Source organism: Sphingomonas sp., from assembly GCF_032114135.1.
In the GTDB taxonomy this organism is placed as follows: Bacteria; Pseudomonadota; Alphaproteobacteria; order Sphingomonadales; family Sphingomonadaceae; genus Sphingomonas.
In genome coordinates this window covers 2,296,316-2,314,166 of the sequence record NZ_DAMCTA010000001.1, presented here as the reverse complement: position 1 = coordinate 2,314,166, position 17,851 = coordinate 2,296,316, and the positions used below count along the sequence as shown (strand labels likewise).

The window sequence follows — 17,851 nt, the reverse complement described above, 5'->3', positions numbered from 1 at the left end:
GGCTTCCCACAAGGATTAGGCGGCGGACGCACCGGCAGCGCGCGGCCGAAATTCGAGGCTGACCGAGTTCATGCAATAGCGCAGCCCCGTCGGCGGCGGGCCGTCGGGGAAGACATGGCCGAGATGGCCGTCGCAGCGGGCGCAGCGCGCCTCGATCCGACGCATGCCGTGGCTGGTATCCGCGTGCTCGCTGACATGATCCGGTGCCACGGGCTGGGTGAAGCTGGGCCAGCCCGACCCCGAGTCATATTTGTCGACGCTGTCGAACAGTTCGAGCTGGCAGCCGGCGCAGCGATAGATGCCGTCGGCCTTGTTGTCGTTGTAGTGACCGGAGAAGGCGCGCTCGGTCCCGGCCTCGCGGAGCACGTGGAACTGCTCGGGGGTGAGGCGCTTGCGCCATTCGGATTCGGAGAGATTCAGCTGTTCCATAGACCTGGAGATGTGGGTCCAAGCACCGCTTCCGTCAATCCGGGGAAGGCCCTCAATCCGGGATGGTAATCCGCTGGACGATCGCGCCGCTTTCCCGCAGCTGCGCCTTGAGCACTTCGGGCTTGGGGGCGTAGAGGAAGCCGAAGCTCACCGTGCCCTTGCGGGTGCGCACCGCATGGTGGAGCCGGTGCGCCTGGACGATCCGCTTCATATAGCTCGAGCGCGGAATGTAGCGGTGGCGGATCCGCTTGTGGACGATCAGGTCGTGGAAGCCGAAGTAAATCGCGCCATATGCCGCGATCCCCGCGCCGATCCAGGTATAGCCTGGCCACCAGCCCAGCTGGACGCCGCCCAGCAGCAGCACGAACGACGGTACCGCAAAAATCGCGGCGTAAAGATCGTTGAGCTCCCAATTGCCGGTGCGAGGGCGGTGGTGGCTTGCATGGAGGAACCAGCCCGGCCCGTGCATGATCCAGCGGTGCGCGGCATAGGCGAACAGCTCCATGCCGAGCACGGTGGCGAGGAAGATCAGGACGGCATTGAGTGGCGACATGGCTTTCATGTAGGCCATCCCATCGCGCCATTCCATTGACTTTGCCCAAAGAGGCAGTGTCAGCCCGGCGGCGTGTCCAGACGATCGGCGCCCATCGCCGACATCAGCCAGTCGTGGAAGATTTGTACCGGCCGCAGCGTCAGCGCGCGGGGGCGGCAAACGAACCAGTAGCTGTAATGGCTTTCCACCGTAAGGTCGAACAGCTGCACGAGCCGCTCGTCGCGGGCGGACTGGTAATGCGATTCGAGCATGAAGGCGACGCCCAGGCCCTGCGCGGCGGCCTCCAGCATCAGGTTGCCCGAATCGAACAGGTCGATCGCCGCCGGCTCCAGATCGGGATAGCCCGCCGCCATCCGCCAGGCGGTGAAGGTCTCGGGCATTTCGCGGTGGACCAGCGCGGTGAGCCGCGACAGGTCCATCGGGTCGCGCACCGGATTGGGCCCCTCCACCAGGCTGCGCGCGCCGATCACGTGTACCCGATTGCGATCCAGCCGGCGCGAATAATAGCCGGGGTCGATGTCACGGGCGATGACGATTGCCGCATCGAGACCGTCGCCGAGCCGTGCCATGCCGTGGCTGCCGGTATCGACGTCGAGATGCAGTTGGGGATGCTGCTTCTTGAGTTCGGGCAGGCGCGGCAGCAATTGCTGCGTCGCATAGAGCGGCAGCACCCCGAGCCGCAGCCGCAGCAGCTCGCTACCGCTGGTCATTGTCTCGATCGCGTCGGTCATCGTGTCGAGCGCCGGCGCGATCAGGCTGAGCAGCCGTTCGCCATCGTCGTTGAGCCGCAGCGACTGGTGGCGTCGCTCGAACAAGGGCTTGCCGATGAAGCGCTCGAGCGCCTGCACGCGCCGGCTGAGCGCGGGCGAGGACAGCGCCAGTTCCTCGGCGGCGGCCTTGATCGAGCCCAGGCGGGCGACCTGTACAAAGGCCTCGATCGCGGTGAGCGGCGGAAGGCGTCGCATCGATCCGTCTCTTTCTGTGGTGCGGTGCAGCAACGGCATCGCACGAGCAACGGACGCCCGCACAACCCCTTCCCGCTCATAGCGAATATCGCTCCGGACAATCGCGATTGCAACCCGTGCATGTACGCGGTGTAATTTTCGCACTTGCACAAAAACGTGCCGCACCGCACATAGGGGGTGCCTTTCAGGCATCCTCTCCTAAAACTTTCCAAGGCCGCCCTTTTTGAGGCGGCCCTTTTTTTTGCCTCCGCCGTTCCTAGCTTTCGGGCCTACCGCCACGAAGGAATCCAGAATGGCCGATGACGAATCCCGCGCAAGGCGGCTGCAGGTCGCCAATGCGCGTCCCGAAGACAGCGGCCGCGGACTAGCCCATATCCCGCGCAGCCTGATGGGTGCGCTCGGCATCACCGAGGGTGATGTGATCGAAATCGTCGGCAAGCGCACCACGCCTGCGCGTGCCGTCCTTCCCTATTCCGAGGACGAGGGCCTGGAGCTGCTCCGCATCGACGGACTCCAGCGCGCCAATGCCGGCGTCGGCTCGGGCGACTTCGTCGAGGTGCGCCGTGCCGATTCGAAGCCGGCGACGCGCGTCGTGTTCGGCCCCGCCCAGGCCAATCTGCGGCTGCGCGGCACCGGCGAGGCGTTGAAGCGCACTTTCTTCACGCGTCCGCTGACCTCCGGCGACACGATCGCCACGGTTGGCCACCAGCGCGCCGACGTGCCGCCCAATGTGCAGCAGTTCGTCCGCGCACCCGCCTATGCGCTGCAGGAAATCCGCCTGACGGTGCTCTCCACCGTGCCGCGCGGCGTGGTGCATATCGACGAGAATACCGAGGTCGAGCTCCGCACCGAATATGAGGAGGCGAAGGAAAGCCGCCGCGCCGACGTCACCTATGACGATATCGGTGGCATGGCCGCCACGATCGACCAGCTGCGCGAGATGGTCGAGCTGCCCTTGCGCTATCCCGAGCTGTTCCAGCGCCTGGGCGTCGATCCGCCCAAGGGTGTGATCCTGCACGGGCCCCCGGGCACCGGCAAGACGCGGCTCGCCCGTGCGGTGGCCAATGAAAGCGATGCCAGCTTCCACCTGATCAACGGTCCGGAGATCATGGGTTCGGCCTATGGCGAATCCGAGCAGCGCCTGCGCCAGGTGTTCGAGGAAGCGGCGAAGAACGCGCCCTCCATCGTGTTCATCGACGAGATCGACTCGATTGCGCCGAAGCGCGGGCAGGTGACCGGCGAGGCCGAGAAGCGCCTCGTAGCCCAGCTGCTGACGCTGATGGACGGGCTGGAGGCACGCGCCAACATCGTCGTGATCGCCGCTACCAATCGCCCCGAGGCGATCGACGAGGCGCTGCGCCGTCCCGGCCGGTTCGATCGCGAGATTGTTGTTGGCGTGCCGGACGATCGGGGCCGCCGCGAGATCCTGGGCATCCACACCCGCGGCATGCCGCTGGGCGATACTGTCGACCTCGCCGAGCTGGCACGCACCACCTACGGCTTTGTCGGCGCCGATCTCGCCGCGCTGACCCGCGAAGCGGCGATCGATTCCGTGCGCCGGATCATGCCGCGCCTCAATCTCGAGGAAGGCACGATTCCGCCCGAGGTGCTCGACACGCTGTCGGTCACCCGCGACGATTTCCTGGAGGCACTGAAGCGCGTCCAGCCCTCGGCGATGCGCGAAGTGATGGTGCAGGCGCCGACGGTCCGCTGGGAGGATGTCGGCGGACTCGACGATGCGCAGATGCGGCTCAAGGAAGGCGTTGAGCTGCCGCTCAAGGATCCGGACGCATTCCGGCGTCTGGGCATCCGGCCGGCCAAGGGTTTCCTGCTCTATGGGCCCCCGGGCACCGGCAAGACGCTGCTCGCCAAGGCCGTCGCGCGCGAGGCGGAGGCGAATTTCATCGCCACCAAGTCGAGCGACCTGCTCTCCAAATGGTATGGCGAAAGCGAGCAGCAGATTGCCCGGCTGTTCGCCCGCGCCCGCCAGGTGGCGCCGTGCGTGATCTTCATCGACGAGCTCGACTCGCTGGTGCCGGCGCGGGGCGGTTCGATGGGCGAGCCGCAGGTGACCGAGCGCGTGGTCAACACCATCCTCGCCGAGATGGACGGGCTGGAGGAACTCCAGTCGGTGGTGGTGATCGGGGCGACCAACCGGCCGAACCTGATCGACCCTGCCCTGCTCCGCCCGGGCCGATTCGACGAGCTGGTCTATGTCGGCGTACCCGACAAGGCCGGGCGCGAGCGCATCCTGCGCATCCAGACCGAAAAGATGCCGCTTGCGGCAGACGTCGATCTGGGCGCGATCGCCGAGCAGACCCAGCGCTATACCGGCGCCGATCTGGAAGACGTGGTCCGCCGCGCCGGCCTGGTTGCGCTCCGCCAGTCGCTGGCGACCCGGGAAGTGACGATGGCGCATTTCGAAGACGCGCTGAAGGACTCGCGTGCCACCGTCACGCCCGAGATGGAGAACGAGTATGAGGCGATGCAGGGCAAGCTGAAGCAGCAGGCCTCGTCGATCCAGCCGATCGGCTTCATCGCACCGGGCATGCTGGAAGGCCGTGGGCCGAAGGGGTGAGGCGTACCCGCTTTGCCCTCGCCAGGGCTATCGCGGCTGTGTGAACGACCACGTCATCCTCGCGAAGGCGGGGATCCATTGGCGCTGATGCTGCGGTTCTTTCCCCCAGCGCACAGGCGAATGGATCCCCGCTTTCGTGGGGAGGACAAGGAGTTTTGAGGCGCACCCGCGTAAGACCCATGCGATAGGGGTCCCTCTCCCCCTCCAAAATACGAGCAGCATGACCGATCCCAACCCGCTTCGGCAATCCAATCGTCAATGGCTCTGGCCGGCGCTTGCCCTGCTGGGGCTTTCGCTCGCCGGACTCGCTGCGTTCCTCTGCCTGCGTTTCGCCAATGGGTTCGCGTTCGACCCTGCCTTGCTGCTGGCGTTCCGCACCCCCGGCGACCTCGCCACGCCCATCGGGCCTCCGTGGCTGCTCCAGTTGGCGATCGATATCAGCGCGCTCGGCGGGTACACGGTATTGTGGCTGGCCGGCGCGGCGACTCTGATCTTCCTGTTCGCATTCGGCAAGCGCTCCGAAGCGCTGCTGCTCGGCGGATCGCTGGTCGGCGCCTCTACGATCAACGCGCTGCTCAAGATCTTCCTGCACCGCCCGCGCCCCGACGTGGTGCCCCACCTCGCCCACGTCTCCAGCGCCAGCTTCCCCAGCGGCCATGCGATGATCTCGGCGGCGGTCTATCTCACCCTCGGTATCATGGTCGCACAGACGCAGACGAGCCGTTGGGCGCGCGCCTATCTGCTCGGCTTTGCGGTGCTGCTGGTGCTGCTGATCGGCTGCAGCCGCGTGTTCCTGGGCGTGCACTGGCCGTCCGACGTGCTGGCCGGCTGGTGCTTCGGCGCGATCTGGGCGCTGTGCATGTTCGCGCTCAACGCGCGGCTGCACCGGCGCTAGCGCTCAGCCGTCCGAGGCCTGCGTCGTCCAGCCGAGCCTTGGAATCGTGATCGAGCGCTTGCCCGACAGGTCGACGCGGGTGACGAACAGTCCCTTGCTCTCGATATACTGCATCAGCCGCCGCGCGCGGCCGATCGAGCTGGTGCCGTAGCTGGTCGCGATATCGGTATCGCTCGGGCAAGGCAGCCCCTCGCGTGCCGCCTTGGCGACGAGCAGGAACGGCGCGAGCATGTCGTCGGGCAGCGCACGTGCCGCTTCCAGCGCCTGCGCCCACTCGTCGTCGGGGTCGCCATGGATGCCCGCGCGCGCCGCCGACAGGCGCCGCACGAAGCCCGAAATGTCGAGCGGCGGACGGGTGAGCCCCACCATCCGGCAGCGTACCTGGAAATCCTGGTACAGCACCGCGGGAGAGCGCAGCGTCGACTGTTCGTCCTCCACGATCGCGCGCAGCACATCGGCGACGAGGCCGGCGACTTCCTCGGGATCGCGATCGGGCTCGACGTCCATCGGCGAGGGCGCCGAACGGGCAAGCTGCTCGAGCACGGTCTCCGGCTGGGCATAGGCATGCGCGGGCGGCGGGGCCGGCGGGACCCATTCGGGCTCGGCGGGGGCGAGCAGCAGGTCCTTGATGTCCTCGGTCGGCGCCTGGGGCAGCGGCGTCAGCTTCGGGGACGAGCTGCGCGCGCTGGTTTCCACCGCGCCGATGCGGATCGCCACCGGGCGGCGCGTGATCGCCGGGCCGAGCCCGAGAAAATGCCCGCGGGCCAGGTCGCGGATCGCCTCGGCCTGGCGGCGTTCCATGCCGAGCAGATCGGCAGCGCGCTGCATGTCGATGTCGAGGAAGGTGCGGCCCATCAGGAAGTTCGACGCTTCCGCCGCGACGTTCTTGGCGAGCTTCGCCAGCCGCTGCGTCGCAATCACGCCGGCAAGCCCGCGCTTGCGGCCGCGGCACATCAGGTTGGTCATCGCCGAGAGCGAAGCGCGGCGGACTTCCTCCGCCACTTCGCCGCCACCGGCGGGCGCGAACAGCTGGGCCTCGTCGACCACGACCAGCGCCGGATACCAATGGTCGCGCGGCGCATCGAACAGGCCGTTGAGGAAGGTGGCGGCGCAGCGCATCTGCCCCTCCGCCTCCAGTCCCTCCAGGCTCAGCACCACCGAGGCGCGATGTTCGCGGATGCGCGCGGCGAAGCGGGCGACGTCGCGCTCGCTATGATCGACCGCCTCGATCGCGAGATGGCCGTAGCGATCGGAGAGGGTGACGAAGTCCCCCTCGGGATCGATCACCACCTGCTGGACGTGACCCGCGGACTGTTCGAGCAGGCGGCGGAGCAGGTGCGACTTGCCCGAGCCCGAATTGCCCTGGACGAGCAATCGGGTTGCAAGCAACTCCTCCAGATCGACCGGCACGGGTCCGCCCGTGCCGTCGACGCCCATGTCCACGCTGACGGTCATCGCCGCCGCTTTGCCGGATCAGGGGGGGTAGCGGCAAGGGCCGCCCAAAGGAAAACTGTGGGTGTTTGTTTCGCTTCAGGCTGCGTCGGCGGCGTTCCGGCGCTGGCGGCGACGCTCCAGCGCTTCCATCGTCTTGTCCGCGAGGAGCGTGAGGCGCGCGATATCCTGTTCGGTCAGCTTGGGGCGCGCCGTGCGGTCGATCACGCATAGTGTGCCGATCCGCTTGCCGGTGGACGTGCGCAGCGGCGCACCGGCATAGAAGCGAATATTGGGATCGCCCGTGACCAACGGGTTTTCCGAAAAGCGCGGATCGGCCTTGGCGTCATGGACCACGAACACGTCCGGCCCGCGGATCGCATGGGTACAGAAGGAAATCGAGCGGGGCGTCTCTTGCGGTTCCAATCCCACGCGCGCCTTGAACCATTGCCGATTCTCGTCGATCAGCGAGATCAGCGCGATCGGCACCCCCAGCGCCGCGGCCGCTTCCCGCACGATCGCGTCGAACTCAGCCTCATTGGGGGTATCGAGTACGCCATAGCCCTTGAGCTCGGCGACGCGGGCGGTTTCCTCTGGCTCGAGTGACATCGTTTTCATCGTCCTGCGTTTGCGCCCCCCAGCACTATCGGTCTAATATGCTACGAGAAGTTAACATTTGCTCGACAGCGCAGATATGTGCCGGGCAATCTGATGGCAGCTATGCGTCCCGATCCCATTGAACATCTCCGCCGTGTTTTCGGCTATGACGCCTTTCGCGGCGTACAGGGCTCGGTGGTCGACCGCGTCATGGCGGGCCAGCGCACACTTGCGGTGATGCCCACCGGCGCGGGCAAGTCGCTCACCTACCAGCTCCCCTCGGTGATGCTGGAGGGGACCTGCGTAGTCGTCAGCCCGCTGATCGCGCTGATGCACGACCAGCTGCGTGCCGCCGAAGCGGTCGGCATCCGCGCCGCGACGCTGACGAGCGTCGACGACAATCGGGCCGAGACGATCGACCGCTTCCGTGCCGGCCAGCTCGACCTGCTCTACATCGCGCCGGAACGTGCTTCCGGCGAGGGTTTCCGCAACCTGCTGACCCAGGCCCCGCTCAGCCTGTTCGCGATCGACGAGGCACACTGCGTTTCCGAATGGGGGCATGATTTCCGCCCCGACTACCGGCTGCTGCGCCCGCTGCTTGATCGATTCCCCGAGGTGCCGCGGCTGGCACTCACCGCCACCGCCGACGCGCATACCCGTGCCGACATCCTCGAACAGCTGGGCATTCCCGAAGACGGGCTGATCGTCGCCGGCTTCGATCGGCCGAACATCCGCTATCATATCGCCCCGCGCGAGAACACGACACGGCAGATCATCGACATCGTCGCCGAGAATCCGGGCCCCGGTATCGTCTATGCCCAAACCCGCAAGGGCGTGGAGCAGCTCGCCGAGAAGCTGGCGGCGGAGACCGGACGGTCGGTGCTTCCCTATCATGCCGGGCTCGATCCCGACGTGCGCCGCCGCAACCAGGCGCAGTTCGTCGCGAGCGAGGACATGGTGGTGGTCGCCACCGTCGCGTTCGGCATGGGCATCGACAAGCCCGACGTGCGCTTCGTCGCGCATGCCGGGCTGCCCAAGTCGATCGAAGCCTATTACCAGGAAACCGGCCGCGCCGGCCGCGACGGCGATCCGTCGGTCGCGCATCTCTTCTGGGGTGCCGATGATTTCGCCCGCGCCCGCCAGCGGATCGGCGAGGTGGAGCCCTCGCGCCAGCCCGGTGAGCGCACGCGGCTGACCGCGCTCGGTGCGCTGGTCGAGACGGCGGGATGCCGGCGGCGCATCCTGCTGAAGCATTTCGGGGAGGACGCGCCCGAGACTTGCGGCAATTGCGACAATTGCCTCAATCCGCCGGCGGCGATCGATGCCAGCGTCACCGCGCAGAAATTTCTTTCGGCGGTGTTTCGCACCGGCATGCTCTACGGTGTCGGTTATATCGAAGGTATCCTCACCGGCGTCTCGACCGAGCGCAGCCTGATGAACGGGCACGAGAAGCTGTCGGTGTTCGGCATCGTCGACGGCGACGAGGTGGCGATGCTCAAGCCAGTGTCGCGCGCGCTGCTGCTGCGCGATGCGCTGCGCACCAACGAACATGGCGGGCTGGAGTTCGGTCCCGAGGCGCGCGCGATCCTCAAGGGCGAGGCGGCGTTGAAGCTGGTACTGCCGCCCAAGCGCGAGCGGCAGCGGCGGGGTGCAAAGGGCGCGGTGCCGAATCCGGTTGGCAACCCGCTGTTCGAGGCGCTGCGGGCCAAGCGCCGCGAGATCGCGCAGGAGACCGGGCTGCCGCCCTATGTGATCTTCCATGATTCGGTGCTGCGCGACATGGCGATGGTGCGCCCTTCGTCGCTGGCGGAGATGGGGCAGCTCTCGGGCGTCGGAGCGCGCAAGCTCGATGCCTATGGGCAGGACTTTCTGAACGTCCTCCGCCAGTTCTGATCGGCTTCCGTGGAGGAGCGCTGCGCGCTACAGCCTCGCGCTGGAATCAGAAGAAGGACCTGCCATGCCGAACAAGATCGACGACCGCATCTCGGTGGCGCCGCAGATCCGGCCCGAGGACGTGCCGGCGCTCGCCGCCGCCGGGTTCGTGCACATCATCAACAATCGCCCCGAAGGCGAGGAATTCGGCCAGCCGACCGGCGCGCAGATCGCCGAGGCCGCCGAGACGGCGGGGCTGGGCTATACCGAGATCCCGGTGACGCCGGGCGGCTTCTCGATGGCGCAGGTGGAGGCAATGGCCGAAGCGCTGGGCTCGGTGGACGGGCCTGTGCTGGCCTATTGCCGCTCGGGCACCCGCTCGTGCAACCTCTGGGCGTTGGCCACGGCATATAAGGGTAGCGAGCCGGACGAACTGGTCGCGAAGGGCGCGGGGGCGGGCTATGACCTGTCCGGCATCCGCCCGGCGCTCGAGCAGCTTTCGGGACGCTGAGCCTTCCAATCTATCGCTCCCCTCCCGCTTGCGGGAGGGGTCGGGGGAGGGACTGACGCGTCGGTTTCTTCCGCAACGTCATCGCCTGCGACCCTTATAGCCCCTCCCCTAGCCCCTCCCGCAAGCGGGAGGGGAACGCCTGCTGCAAGCGGCGGCCCCTGCTCTCCCCCACGCAAAAAATGGGCTGGTGGTTGCCCACCAGCCCAGTCGTCCGCAGGAGGAACCTCGGTGGGGCGCCGCGGCAGGAGAGGATCCCGCGGCGCCCGAACGTGTCAGTAGTTGTAGGCGCGCTCGCCATGCTCGTTGATGTCGAGCCCTTCGACTTCCACTTCCTTCGAAGGACGGACGCCGATGGTGAGCTTCAGGCCGTAGAACAGGATCGCCGAGACCAGGCCCGACCAGAGCAGGGTGATCCCCACCGCTTCGGCCTGGATGATCAGCTGCGCCGCGGTGTCGTAGCTGGGCGCGGCAACCGCCGGGAACTTAGTGTAGTCGATGATGCCCTGGCCGCCGAGCGCCGGGTTGGCGACGATCGCGGTACCGAGCGCCCCGACGATGCCGCCGACGCAGTGGACGCCGAACACGTCGAGCGAGTCGTCATACTTGAGCTTGTTCTTCACCGTGGTGACGAAGAAGAAGCAGATCGGCGAGACGACCAGCCCGAGCACGATCGAGGTCATCGGCGCGGCATAGCCCGAGGCCGGGGTGATCGCGACGAGGCCGGCAACCGCGCCGGTCACACCACCCAGCAGCGACGGCTTCTTGTGCACGACCTGCTCGATGACGGCCCAGCTCACCGCGGCAGCGGCAGTGGCGACGAAGGTGTTGATGAAGGCGACCGCGGTCACGCCGTTCGATTCCAGGTTGGAACCGGCGTTGAAGCCGAACCAGCCCACCCACAGCAGCGAGGCGCCGATCATGGTCATGGTCAGCGAGTGCGGCGGCATCGGCTCGCTCTTGAAGCCCACGCGCTTGCCGATGATGAGGCAGCCCACCAGGCCGGCGATGCCCGCATTGATGTGGACGACGGTGCCGCCGGCGAAATCGAGCGCGCCCTTGCCCCACAGGAAGCCGTAATCGGTCGGTGCGTCGACCAGGAAGTCCGGGCCCGCCCAGTACCAGACCATGTGCGCGATCGGGAAATAAGCCAGCGTCATCCACAGCACGGTGAAGATGATCAGCGGGGTGAACTTCACGCGCTCGGCGAAGGCACCGACGATCAGCGCCGGCGTGATGCAGGCGAAGGTCATCTGGAAGCAGACGAACGCAAATTCAGGGATGTAGACGTTGTTCGAGAAGGTCGCGCCATAGGTGCTGGCACTCACGCCGATCAGGAACGCCTTGGAGAGACCGCCGAAGAAGTGGTTCTCGCCGCCGCTGGTGAAGGCGATCGAATAGCCCCAGCTGACCCAGACCAGCGAGGCGACCGAGACGATCATGAACACCTGCATCAGCACCGAGAGCATGTTCTTGGTGCGCACCAGGCCGCCATAGAACAGCGCCAGCGCCGGCACCGACATCATCAGCACCAGCGCCGAGGAGATCAGCATCCAGGCGGTGTCGCCCTTGTTCACCATCGTCGCCTGCTGCGCGACGGTGGGCGCCTTGATCAGTGCCGGGGTCTGTGCCCAGGCGGGCATCGCCGCGACGACCGCGGCCGCGCCGAGCGCGAGCCCGGCGGTCTTCCATCCTTGCTTCATTGCTACCCCCTTGCTCACAGCGCCGTCTCGTCGGTCTCGCCGGTGCGGATGCGCACGGCCTGGCCCATGTCGAGGACGAAGATCTTGCCGTCACCGATCGCGCCGGTGCTCGCCGCCGCCTGGATGGCCTCCACGGCGCGGTCGGCAAGATCGCTGCCCACGGCGACCTCGATCTTGATCTTCGGCACCATGTTCGTGCTGTACTCGGCGCCGCGATAGATCTCGGTCTGGCCCTTCTGGCGGCCGAACCCCTTCACTTCGGTAACGGTCATGCCCGTCACCCCGACGGTGGTGAGCGCCTCGCGCACCTCGTCGAGCTTGAAGGGTTTGATGATGGCGATGATGAGCTTCATGTCGCCCCCTCTGGCGGTTGTCCCGGGAGCAACTTCGCAAGGGGCGTGCCAAATGGAACGCACAGAGGGGATGTGCGTTTCGTGCCGCCAAATATTACGAACTGGTGAATTTTGCGACGCGCATCTGCCCGAAAAACGGGCAGTTCACTGCAGCGTCGCGCTGTCCTCGCCGTGGCGACCGAAGAACTGCATCAGCTGGACGATCAGCTCGGCGCGATCCTCCAGCCGGGGTGCTTCGAGCAGCGCCTGCTTCGATGCGGCATCGAACGGCGCGATCTGGGCGATGCCGTTGACCAGCGATTCGTCGTCGAGCCGGGTCACCGCCTCCCAATCGACCATATAGCCCAAGCCATCGGCGAAGCGGCGCGATTCCATCTCGATCGAGGCGCGGCCGGCCAGCGACAGCGATTCGGATTCGCCCGCCTCTTCCAGCGCCGCCTCGACCTGGCGGAACGGCGTGCTCACCGTCAGCTCGCGGACGATGGTGAAGCGGCTCAGCCCCTCGAGCACGATGTTGAAGCGCCCGTCATCGAGCGCCTCGACATCGGCGATCCGGCCGACACAGCCCACGTCGAACAGGGTCGGCGGGTCCTTGTCGTCGCGCGGCTGGACCATGCCGATGCGACGATCGCGCGCGAGGGCCTCGGAGACCATCGCGCGGTAGCGCGGCTCGAAGATGTGAAGCGGCAGGTGCATGCGCGGAAACAGCAGCGCACCTGCCAGCGGAAACACCGAGAGCCGCGTCGTCTTCATCCGAACAGGATCTGCGACAGCTTGCGACGCTGAGCGGCGACCCAGGGGTCTTCCAGCCCGACGACCTCGAACAGCTTCAGCAGCCGCTGGCGCGCGGCGCCCTCGTTCCACGCGCGGTCGTCGCGGACCATGGCGAGCAGCGTTTCGGCTGCGCCCTCGCGATCGCCCGCCGCCATCTGGCCGCCGGCGAGCTCGTAGCGCGCATCCATGTCCTCGGGATTCGCGGCCGCACGTGCGGCGAGGCCGGCGAGGTCGCCGACCGGCTGGGCTTCGCGGGCGAGGCTCAGCGCGGCGCGCGCGCGCTCGACTTCGGGGGCCTTGGCGGCATCGCCCTGGATCGTATCGAGCGCAGATTGCGCCTCGTCATGGCGACCGAGCGCGGTCAGCGCGCGGACGCGACCGGCGGCAACCGCGGCGTGATCGGGTGCCATTTCGGCGATCTGGTCAAAGATCGCGAGCGCGCGATCGGCATCGCCGTCCGCCAGCACCTGCTCGCCCATCGCGATAAGCGGCTCGAGTTCGGCTTCGGCATCCGCTTCCTCGCCACCGACCGGCAGCTGGCGCAGGATCTGGTCGAGCATCGTGCGCAGCTGCGATTCGGTGCGCGCGCTGGTGAGGTCCGCGACCAACTGGCCCTGGAACATCGCATAGACCGTCGGGATCGAGCGGACCTGGAATTGGCTGGCGATGAAGTTGTTCTTGTCGACGTCGATCTTGGCCAGCATCACGCCCTTGGGGGCATATTCGTCGGTGACCTTCTCGATCACCGGGCCCAGCGCCTTGCACGGCCCGCACCATTCGGCCCAGAAATCGATGATGACGAGCTTCGACATCGACGGCTCGACGACGTCCTTGCGAAAGGCGTCAACGGCCTGTTTGTCGGCGGGGCTCATACCAAGCGTGGCCAAAATGCGCTCCTTCAGCGATCTGCGGGTGCCGGTGCCTCTGATGGGCACGCGGGCGGGTCGGCCCCTATTTGGGCGTTCGGGGCCCAACCGCCAAGCCTTTTCCAAAAAGTGCAAATTGGGGGTTGCGCCCTTTGAAACCCGCTGTTAGTTGGCCCGCCTCACCCGCCGAGAGCGCTTCCAAACGCTCCCGGCCACGACGCCAGAGCGGGCGTAGCTCAGGGGTAGAGCACAACCTTGCCAAGGTTGGGGTCGAGGGTTCGAATCCCTTCGCCCGCTCCAGTCGCCAACCAGCGACTGCACTGTCGATGTCACGGCATTAGCCGTTTCCTCCCTTCCGACAAATGCCAGCGCATCGCCAGCGCCGCGCCGTCCGCATCCTGCGCGCGGATCGCCTCGACGATCGTCGCATGCTCGCGCACCATCGCCGCGATCGGCTCGGCTTCGCGCAGCCGGGCGATGTCGACGCCGGCGCGCATGATTCGCATCGTTTCCTCGTGGAGATGCTCGAACGCCTTTTCGAAGGCGGGATTCGAGGTTGCCCGGAAGATCGCGCGGTGAAGCCGCCAATCCTCGTCATGCGCGGGATCGCTGGAGAGTAACGCCTTGCGCAGATCGGCCATCGCCGATTCGATTTCCGCCAATTGCTCGGGCGAGCGCCGGCGCGCCGCCAGCCGCGCCGCCTCAGATTCGAGCGCGAATCGCACTTCATAGGTGCCAAGCGTCGCCGAAAGCGCGTCGAACGCCATATGTGCGCCCAGCCGCAGCGAGGGGCGGCGCATCACATAGGAGCCCGCCCCGCGCCGCGACTCGGTGATGCCGTCGGCTGCCAGTCGAACCAACGCTTCGCGGACGACAGTACGTGACATGCCGAAGCTTTCCGCCAGCCGCGATTCGGAGGGCAGGCGGTCGCCGACGCTCAGCCCGCCCAGGATGATCTCGACGATGCGCGAATAGGCCTGGTCGGCGAGGCGCTGGTCAGTGGGTGCGTGGTTTCGCAACATGGTGCGCCACGATACTAAGACCGAAGCAAATGGCGAGTCGTGCCATGGTCTTAGGAGAAGCCGATGTCCGCCACCCCTGCCCCCATCCGCGTCGGCATCGGCGGCTGGACCTTCGAGCCCTGGCGCGGCACCTTCTATCCGGACAAGCTGCCGCAGAAGCGCGAGCTGGAATATGCCGCCGCCGCGCTCACCGCGATCGAGATCAACGGCACCTATTATTCCACCTTCAAGCCCGCGAGCTTCGCCGGCTGGGCCGCGGCGGCGCCCGAGGGCTTCGTCTACACGGTGAAGGGATCGCGCTTCGTCACCAACCGCAAGGTGCTGGCGGAGGCGGGCGAGTCGATCGCCCGCTTCTGCGGCCAGGGGCTGACGGAGCTGGGCGACAAGCTCGGCCCGATCTTCTGGCAGTTCATGGCGACCAAGAAGTTCGATGCTGTGGATTTCGGCGCCTTCCTCAAACTGCTCCCTGCCGAACAGGACGGCGTGAAGCTGCGGCATGCCGTGCACGTGCGGCACGACAGCTTCCATACGCCCGAATTCGTCGAATTGTGCCGGGCGGCGGGGGTGGGAATCGTCTTTGCCGATTCGCCGCAATATCCGGCGATCGCCGACGTGAGCAGCGACTTCGTCTATGCGCGACTGGAGGCGGGCGAGGACGACAATCCGCTGTGTTACCCCGAGGCCGATCTTCCGCGCTGGGTGGCGGCGGCGAAGACTTGGGCGGCGGGCGGCCAGCCCGAGGGGGTGCCCACCTTCGCCCCCGAGCCCGCGCCGGTGCGGCCCCGCGAGACCTTCGTCTTCTTCATTCATGGCGGCAAGGTACGTGCGCCGGCGGGTGCCCAGGCGTTCATTCGCCAGCTGGGCTGAACGGCGAACCCTTTGCGGCAGCGCTTCGTTGAATCCCGGCAACCCTCAGGAGGCCCAGCATGATTCACGATCCCGAACAGCAGAAGCCGCAGGACGACGAAGCCGAAGCGATGGAAGAGGCGCAGAAGCATGCCGCCGAGGAGCGCGAGGAAGAAGGCGGCTATCAATGAGGTCCGGGGCGTGGCGGCGGGATACCGTGCGCTGCGCCCCGCCCCCGATGTCGGACCTTTCCTGCGTTCGTTCAAGGCCTAGCCAAACGTCTGCGTAATTGATAATCACTCGCAGCATGAACGCCCCCGCTGCGATCCCCGTGCCCGTACGCCTCGCCCAGCTGCATCGCCATGCCCCCGGCACCGTAGCCGGCGTCGAATGGGATCGGCTCGCCGAACCCGAGGCGCGCCGCCTGCGCGAACTGGGCCTGGACGAGGGTGTGGAGGTCGAACTGCTCCACCGCTCCGGCCTGTTCGGCGGCCCCCTCGCCTGCCGCATCGGCCGCATGACCGTGGCGCTGCGCCGCCATGTCGCTGCTGCCATTCATGTGACTCCGCTGGCCAGGCACGCATGAACACCACACCATTGGTCGCGCTGGTTGGCAACCCCAATGCCGGCAAGAGCGCGCTGTTCAATGCACTCACCGGCGCGCGGCAGAAGGTCGGCAACTATCCCGGCGTCACTGTCGAGCGCCATTCGGGCCGCATGGCGCTGCCCGATGGCCGCCCGATCGAACTGGTCGACCTGCCCGGCGCCTATAGCCTCGATCCCGGCAGCCCCGACGAGCAGGTGACGCGCGACGTGCTGCTCGGCCGCCAGCAGGGCGAGCGGCTGCCCGACGCGATCCTCACCGTGGTCGACGCGTCCAATCTCGACAACCATCTCCGTTTCACGCTCCAGTTGATCGCGCTGGGCCTGCCGATCATCGTCGCGCTCAACATGGTCGATCTCGCCGAGCGCGACGGCCTCAAGCTTGACCCCGAGGCGCTCGAGCGCGAGCTCGGCGTACCCGTGGTCTCCACCGTTGCGGTGCGCCGCCGCGGCCTCGATGCGCTCAAGGAGCGGATGGGTGAGATGGTGAAGGGCGTGACCAGGATCCGCCCCTCGGCCGGCGTGCAGCACGACATCGTCCTGCTCCAGCGCCGCGCCCGCCAGATCGCCACCGCCGTCACCGTCTCCGAAACCGCCGCGCGGCGCTGGACGCACCGGCTCGACGCGCTGTTCCTGCATCCGGTCGCCGGGCCGATCATCCTGCTCGGCACGATGTTCCTGATGTTCCAGGCGGTGTTCGCCTGGTCGCAGGTGCCGATCGGCTGGATCGAGGATGGCATGAAGTGGCTCGGCGCCGAGGTCGGCAGCGTGCTGCCCGACGGCGTGTTCCGATCGCTGATCGTCGACGGGGTGATCGCCGGTGTCGGCGCGGTCATCGTGTTCCTGCCGCAGATCCTGATCCTGTTCGCCTTCATCCTGGTGCTGGAGGCGACCGGCTACATGGTCCGCGCCGCCTTCCTGATGGACCGGGTGATGGCGAGCGTGGGGCTGTCGGGCCGCGCCTTCATTCCGCTGCTTTCCAGCTTCGCCTGCGCGGTGCCGGGGATCATGGCGACGCGCACCATCTCGGACGAGAAGGACAGGCTGACCACGATCCTGATCGCGCCGCTGATGACCTGCTCGGCGCGGCTGCCCGTGTACACCATCATCATCGGCGCGCTGATCCCCGATCGCGCGGTGCTGCCCGGCGTGGGGCTGCAGGGGCTGGTGCTGTTCGCGCTCTATATTCTCGGCATTCTCGGCGCCTTCGTCGTCGCGCTGGTGCTGCGACGGACGGTGACCAAGGGCGCGACCTCGGGCTTCATGATGGAAATGCCCAAATATCAGTGGCCGAGCGCGCGGGACGTGCTGCTCGGGCTCTGGCAGCGGGCGCTGATTTTCCTCAAGCGCGCGGGCACGATCATTCTCTACACCACGGTGATCCTGTGGGCGCTGCTCAGCTTCCCCAAGCCGCCCGAGGGCAGCGGGATTTCCAAGGTCGACTATTCGATCGCGGGGCGGATCGGCAGCGGGCTGGAGACAATTGTCGCGCCGATCGGCTTCAACCGCGACATGGCGCTGGCGGTGATCCCGGCGATGGCCGCACGCGAAGTGGCGGTCGCGGCGATCGGCACGGTCTATGCGGTCGACAATCCCGATGACGCGTCCGGCGAGGAGTCGATCCGCGAGCAGCTTCAGAAGCATTGGAGCCTGCCCAGCGCGCTCGCCTTCTTGATGTGGTTCGTCTTCGCGCCGCAGTGCATCTCGACCATCGCAGTCACCCGGCGCGAGACGAACGGGTGGAAATGGCCCGCCTTCATGATCGGCTATCTGTTCGCGCTCGCCTATGTCGCGGCAGGGCTCACCTATTGGAGCGCGATCGGCCTCGGCCTCTAGCAATTGCATCCCCCGCCCGA

Annotated in this window: 17 protein-coding genes and 1 tRNA gene; 8 read left to right on the top strand and 10 right to left on the bottom strand. The window is 67.0% G+C overall.

The window, feature by feature from the left end; genetic code table 11:
* Nucleotides 1–15 precede the first annotated feature (15 nt).
* Genes msrB through RT655_RS10970 form a run of 3 tightly spaced genes read right to left on the bottom strand, consistent with a single transcriptional unit; the run spans nucleotide 16 to nucleotide 1,947 of the window.
* Nucleotides 16–429, bottom strand: a complete 414-nt coding sequence (gene msrB, locus RT655_RS10980) for a peptide-methionine (R)-S-oxide reductase MsrB (protein ID WP_313536656.1) — start codon at nucleotides 427–429, stop codon at nucleotides 16–18.
* A gap of 52 nt (nucleotides 430–481) precedes the next feature.
* The gene (locus RT655_RS10975; protein ID WP_313536655.1) at nucleotides 482–982 is read right to left on the bottom strand and encodes a sterol desaturase family protein; all 501 of its coding nucleotides are present in this window, start codon (nucleotides 980–982) and stop codon (nucleotides 482–484) included.
* A 59-nt stretch (nucleotides 983–1,041) separates the two neighbouring features.
* Nucleotides 1,042–1,947: a LysR substrate-binding domain-containing protein gene (locus tag RT655_RS10970; protein WP_313536654.1), complete on the bottom strand. Its 906-nt coding sequence runs from the start codon at nucleotides 1,945–1,947 to the stop codon at nucleotides 1,042–1,044.
* 292 nt (nucleotides 1,948–2,239) lie between these two features.
* Here RT655_RS10970 and RT655_RS10965 point away from each other — a divergent pair, with 292 nt between their 5' ends.
* Together RT655_RS10965 and RT655_RS10960 are read left to right on the top strand one after the other, a co-directional pair.
* The gene (locus RT655_RS10965) at nucleotides 2,240–4,525 is read left to right on the top strand and encodes a CDC48 family AAA ATPase (protein WP_313536653.1); all 2,286 of its coding nucleotides are present in this window, start codon (nucleotides 2,240–2,242) and stop codon (nucleotides 4,523–4,525) included.
* A 220-nt stretch (nucleotides 4,526–4,745) separates the two neighbouring features.
* Entirely contained in the window at nucleotides 4,746–5,420 is a 675-nt protein-coding gene (locus RT655_RS10960) for a phosphatase PAP2 family protein (protein WP_313536652.1), read from the top strand.
* Between the two features lie 3 nt (nucleotides 5,421–5,423).
* On the opposite strand, the gene RT655_RS10955 is transcribed toward RT655_RS10960, so the two are convergent.
* Complete coding sequence (locus RT655_RS10955; protein WP_313536651.1) at nucleotides 5,424–6,875, bottom strand: ATP-binding protein; 1,452 nt, start codon at nucleotides 6,873–6,875, stop codon at nucleotides 5,424–5,426.
* Nucleotides 6,876–6,950: 75 nt separating this feature from the next.
* Nucleotides 6,951–7,469 (bottom strand): GAF domain-containing protein, encoded by a 519-nt coding sequence (locus RT655_RS10950; RefSeq protein ID WP_313536650.1) that lies wholly within the window; start codon nucleotides 7,467–7,469, stop codon nucleotides 6,951–6,953.
* 102 nt (nucleotides 7,470–7,571) lie between these two features.
* On the opposite strand from RT655_RS10950, the gene recQ reads away from it, so the two are divergent.
* Nucleotides 7,572–9,341: a DNA helicase RecQ gene (recQ, locus tag RT655_RS10945; protein WP_313536649.1), complete on the top strand. Its 1,770-nt coding sequence runs from the start codon at nucleotides 7,572–7,574 to the stop codon at nucleotides 9,339–9,341.
* 64 nt (nucleotides 9,342–9,405) lie between these two features.
* Nucleotides 9,406–9,831, top strand: coding sequence for a TIGR01244 family sulfur transferase (locus RT655_RS10940; RefSeq protein ID WP_313536648.1), 426 nt, complete (start codon nucleotides 9,406–9,408; stop codon nucleotides 9,829–9,831).
* A gap of 272 nt (nucleotides 9,832–10,103) precedes the next feature.
* Here RT655_RS10940 and RT655_RS10935 read toward each other — a convergent pair whose 3' ends face one another.
* The 4 genes from RT655_RS10935 to RT655_RS10920 form a co-directional block, all read right to left on the bottom strand.
* Nucleotides 10,104–11,531: an ammonium transporter gene (locus RT655_RS10935; RefSeq protein WP_313536647.1), complete on the bottom strand. Its 1,428-nt coding sequence runs from the start codon at nucleotides 11,529–11,531 to the stop codon at nucleotides 10,104–10,106.
* Nucleotides 11,532–11,545: 14 nt separating this feature from the next.
* Nucleotides 11,546–11,884: a P-II family nitrogen regulator gene (locus RT655_RS10930; protein WP_010542740.1), complete on the bottom strand. Its 339-nt coding sequence runs from the start codon at nucleotides 11,882–11,884 to the stop codon at nucleotides 11,546–11,548.
* Nucleotides 11,885–12,028: 144 nt separating this feature from the next.
* The gene (locus RT655_RS10925) at nucleotides 12,029–12,637 is read right to left on the bottom strand and encodes an LON peptidase substrate-binding domain-containing protein (RefSeq protein ID WP_313536646.1); all 609 of its coding nucleotides are present in this window, start codon (nucleotides 12,635–12,637) and stop codon (nucleotides 12,029–12,031) included.
* Nucleotides 12,634–13,530, bottom strand: coding sequence for a tetratricopeptide repeat protein (locus tag RT655_RS10920; RefSeq protein ID WP_313536951.1), 897 nt, complete (start codon nucleotides 13,528–13,530; stop codon nucleotides 12,634–12,636). The genes RT655_RS10925 and RT655_RS10920 overlap by 4 nt, the downstream gene beginning before the upstream one ends.
* Before the next feature lie 219 nt (nucleotides 13,531–13,749).
* On the opposite strand from RT655_RS10920, the gene RT655_RS10915 reads away from it, so the two are divergent.
* A tRNA-Gly gene (locus tag RT655_RS10915) sits at nucleotides 13,750–13,824 on the top strand.
* 29 nt (nucleotides 13,825–13,853) lie between these two features.
* On the opposite strand, the gene RT655_RS10910 is transcribed toward RT655_RS10915, so the two are convergent.
* Nucleotides 13,854–14,546: a FadR/GntR family transcriptional regulator gene (locus tag RT655_RS10910; protein ID WP_313536645.1), complete on the bottom strand. Its 693-nt coding sequence runs from the start codon at nucleotides 14,544–14,546 to the stop codon at nucleotides 13,854–13,856.
* Nucleotides 14,547–14,609: 63 nt separating this feature from the next.
* Here RT655_RS10910 and RT655_RS10905 point away from each other — a divergent pair, with 63 nt between their 5' ends.
* The 3 genes from RT655_RS10905 to RT655_RS10895 all read left to right on the top strand — a co-directional run bounded on the left by RT655_RS10905 (nucleotide 14,610) and on the right by RT655_RS10895 (nucleotide 17,831).
* Complete coding sequence (locus RT655_RS10905; RefSeq protein ID WP_313536644.1) at nucleotides 14,610–15,413, top strand: DUF72 domain-containing protein; 804 nt, start codon at nucleotides 14,610–14,612, stop codon at nucleotides 15,411–15,413.
* 286 nt (nucleotides 15,414–15,699) lie between these two features.
* A complete protein-coding gene (locus RT655_RS10900) occupies nucleotides 15,700–15,978 on the top strand; it encodes a FeoA family protein (protein WP_313536643.1) in 279 nt (92 codons plus the stop codon).
* A complete protein-coding gene (locus RT655_RS10895; RefSeq protein ID WP_313536642.1) occupies nucleotides 15,975–17,831 on the top strand; it encodes a ferrous iron transporter B in 1,857 nt (618 codons plus the stop codon). Before RT655_RS10900 ends, RT655_RS10895 begins: the two co-directional genes overlap by 4 nt.
* Nucleotides 17,832–17,851: the final 20 nt, after the last annotated feature.

Coding starts and splice junctions, on each gene's coding strand:
- msrB (WP_313536656.1), bottom strand. CDS start 429: ATGGAACAGCTGAATCTCTCCGAATCCGAATGGCGCAAGCGCCTCACC.
- RT655_RS10975 (WP_313536655.1), bottom strand. CDS start 982: ATGTCGCCACTCAATGCCGTCCTGATCTTCCTCGCCACCGTGCTCGGC.
- RT655_RS10970 (WP_313536654.1), bottom strand. CDS start 1,947: ATGCGACGCCTTCCGCCGCTCACCGCGATCGAGGCCTTTGTACAGGTC.
- RT655_RS10965 (WP_313536653.1), top strand. CDS start 2,240: ATGGCCGATGACGAATCCCGCGCAAGGCGGCTGCAGGTCGCCAATGCG.
- RT655_RS10960 (WP_313536652.1), top strand. CDS start 4,746: ATGACCGATCCCAACCCGCTTCGGCAATCCAATCGTCAATGGCTCTGG.
- RT655_RS10955 (WP_313536651.1), bottom strand. CDS start 6,875: ATGACCGTCAGCGTGGACATGGGCGTCGACGGCACGGGCGGACCCGTG.
- RT655_RS10950 (WP_313536650.1), bottom strand. CDS start 7,469: ATGAAAACGATGTCACTCGAGCCAGAGGAAACCGCCCGCGTCGCCGAG.
- recQ (WP_313536649.1), top strand. CDS start 7,572: ATGCGTCCCGATCCCATTGAACATCTCCGCCGTGTTTTCGGCTATGAC.
- RT655_RS10940 (WP_313536648.1), top strand. CDS start 9,406: ATGCCGAACAAGATCGACGACCGCATCTCGGTGGCGCCGCAGATCCGG.
- RT655_RS10935 (WP_313536647.1), bottom strand. CDS start 11,531: ATGAAGCAAGGATGGAAGACCGCCGGGCTCGCGCTCGGCGCGGCCGCG.
- RT655_RS10930 (WP_010542740.1), bottom strand. CDS start 11,884: ATGAAGCTCATCATCGCCATCATCAAACCCTTCAAGCTCGACGAGGTG.
- RT655_RS10925 (WP_313536646.1), bottom strand. CDS start 12,637: ATGAAGACGACGCGGCTCTCGGTGTTTCCGCTGGCAGGTGCGCTGCTG.
- RT655_RS10920 (WP_313536951.1), bottom strand. CDS start 13,530: ATGAGCCCCGCCGACAAACAGGCCGTTGACGCCTTTCGCAAGGACGTC.
- RT655_RS10910 (WP_313536645.1), bottom strand. CDS start 14,546: ATGTTGCGAAACCACGCACCCACTGACCAGCGCCTCGCCGACCAGGCC.
- RT655_RS10905 (WP_313536644.1), top strand. CDS start 14,610: ATGTCCGCCACCCCTGCCCCCATCCGCGTCGGCATCGGCGGCTGGACC.
- RT655_RS10900 (WP_313536643.1), top strand. CDS start 15,700: ATGAACGCCCCCGCTGCGATCCCCGTGCCCGTACGCCTCGCCCAGCTG.
- RT655_RS10895 (WP_313536642.1), top strand. CDS start 15,975: ATGAACACCACACCATTGGTCGCGCTGGTTGGCAACCCCAATGCCGGC.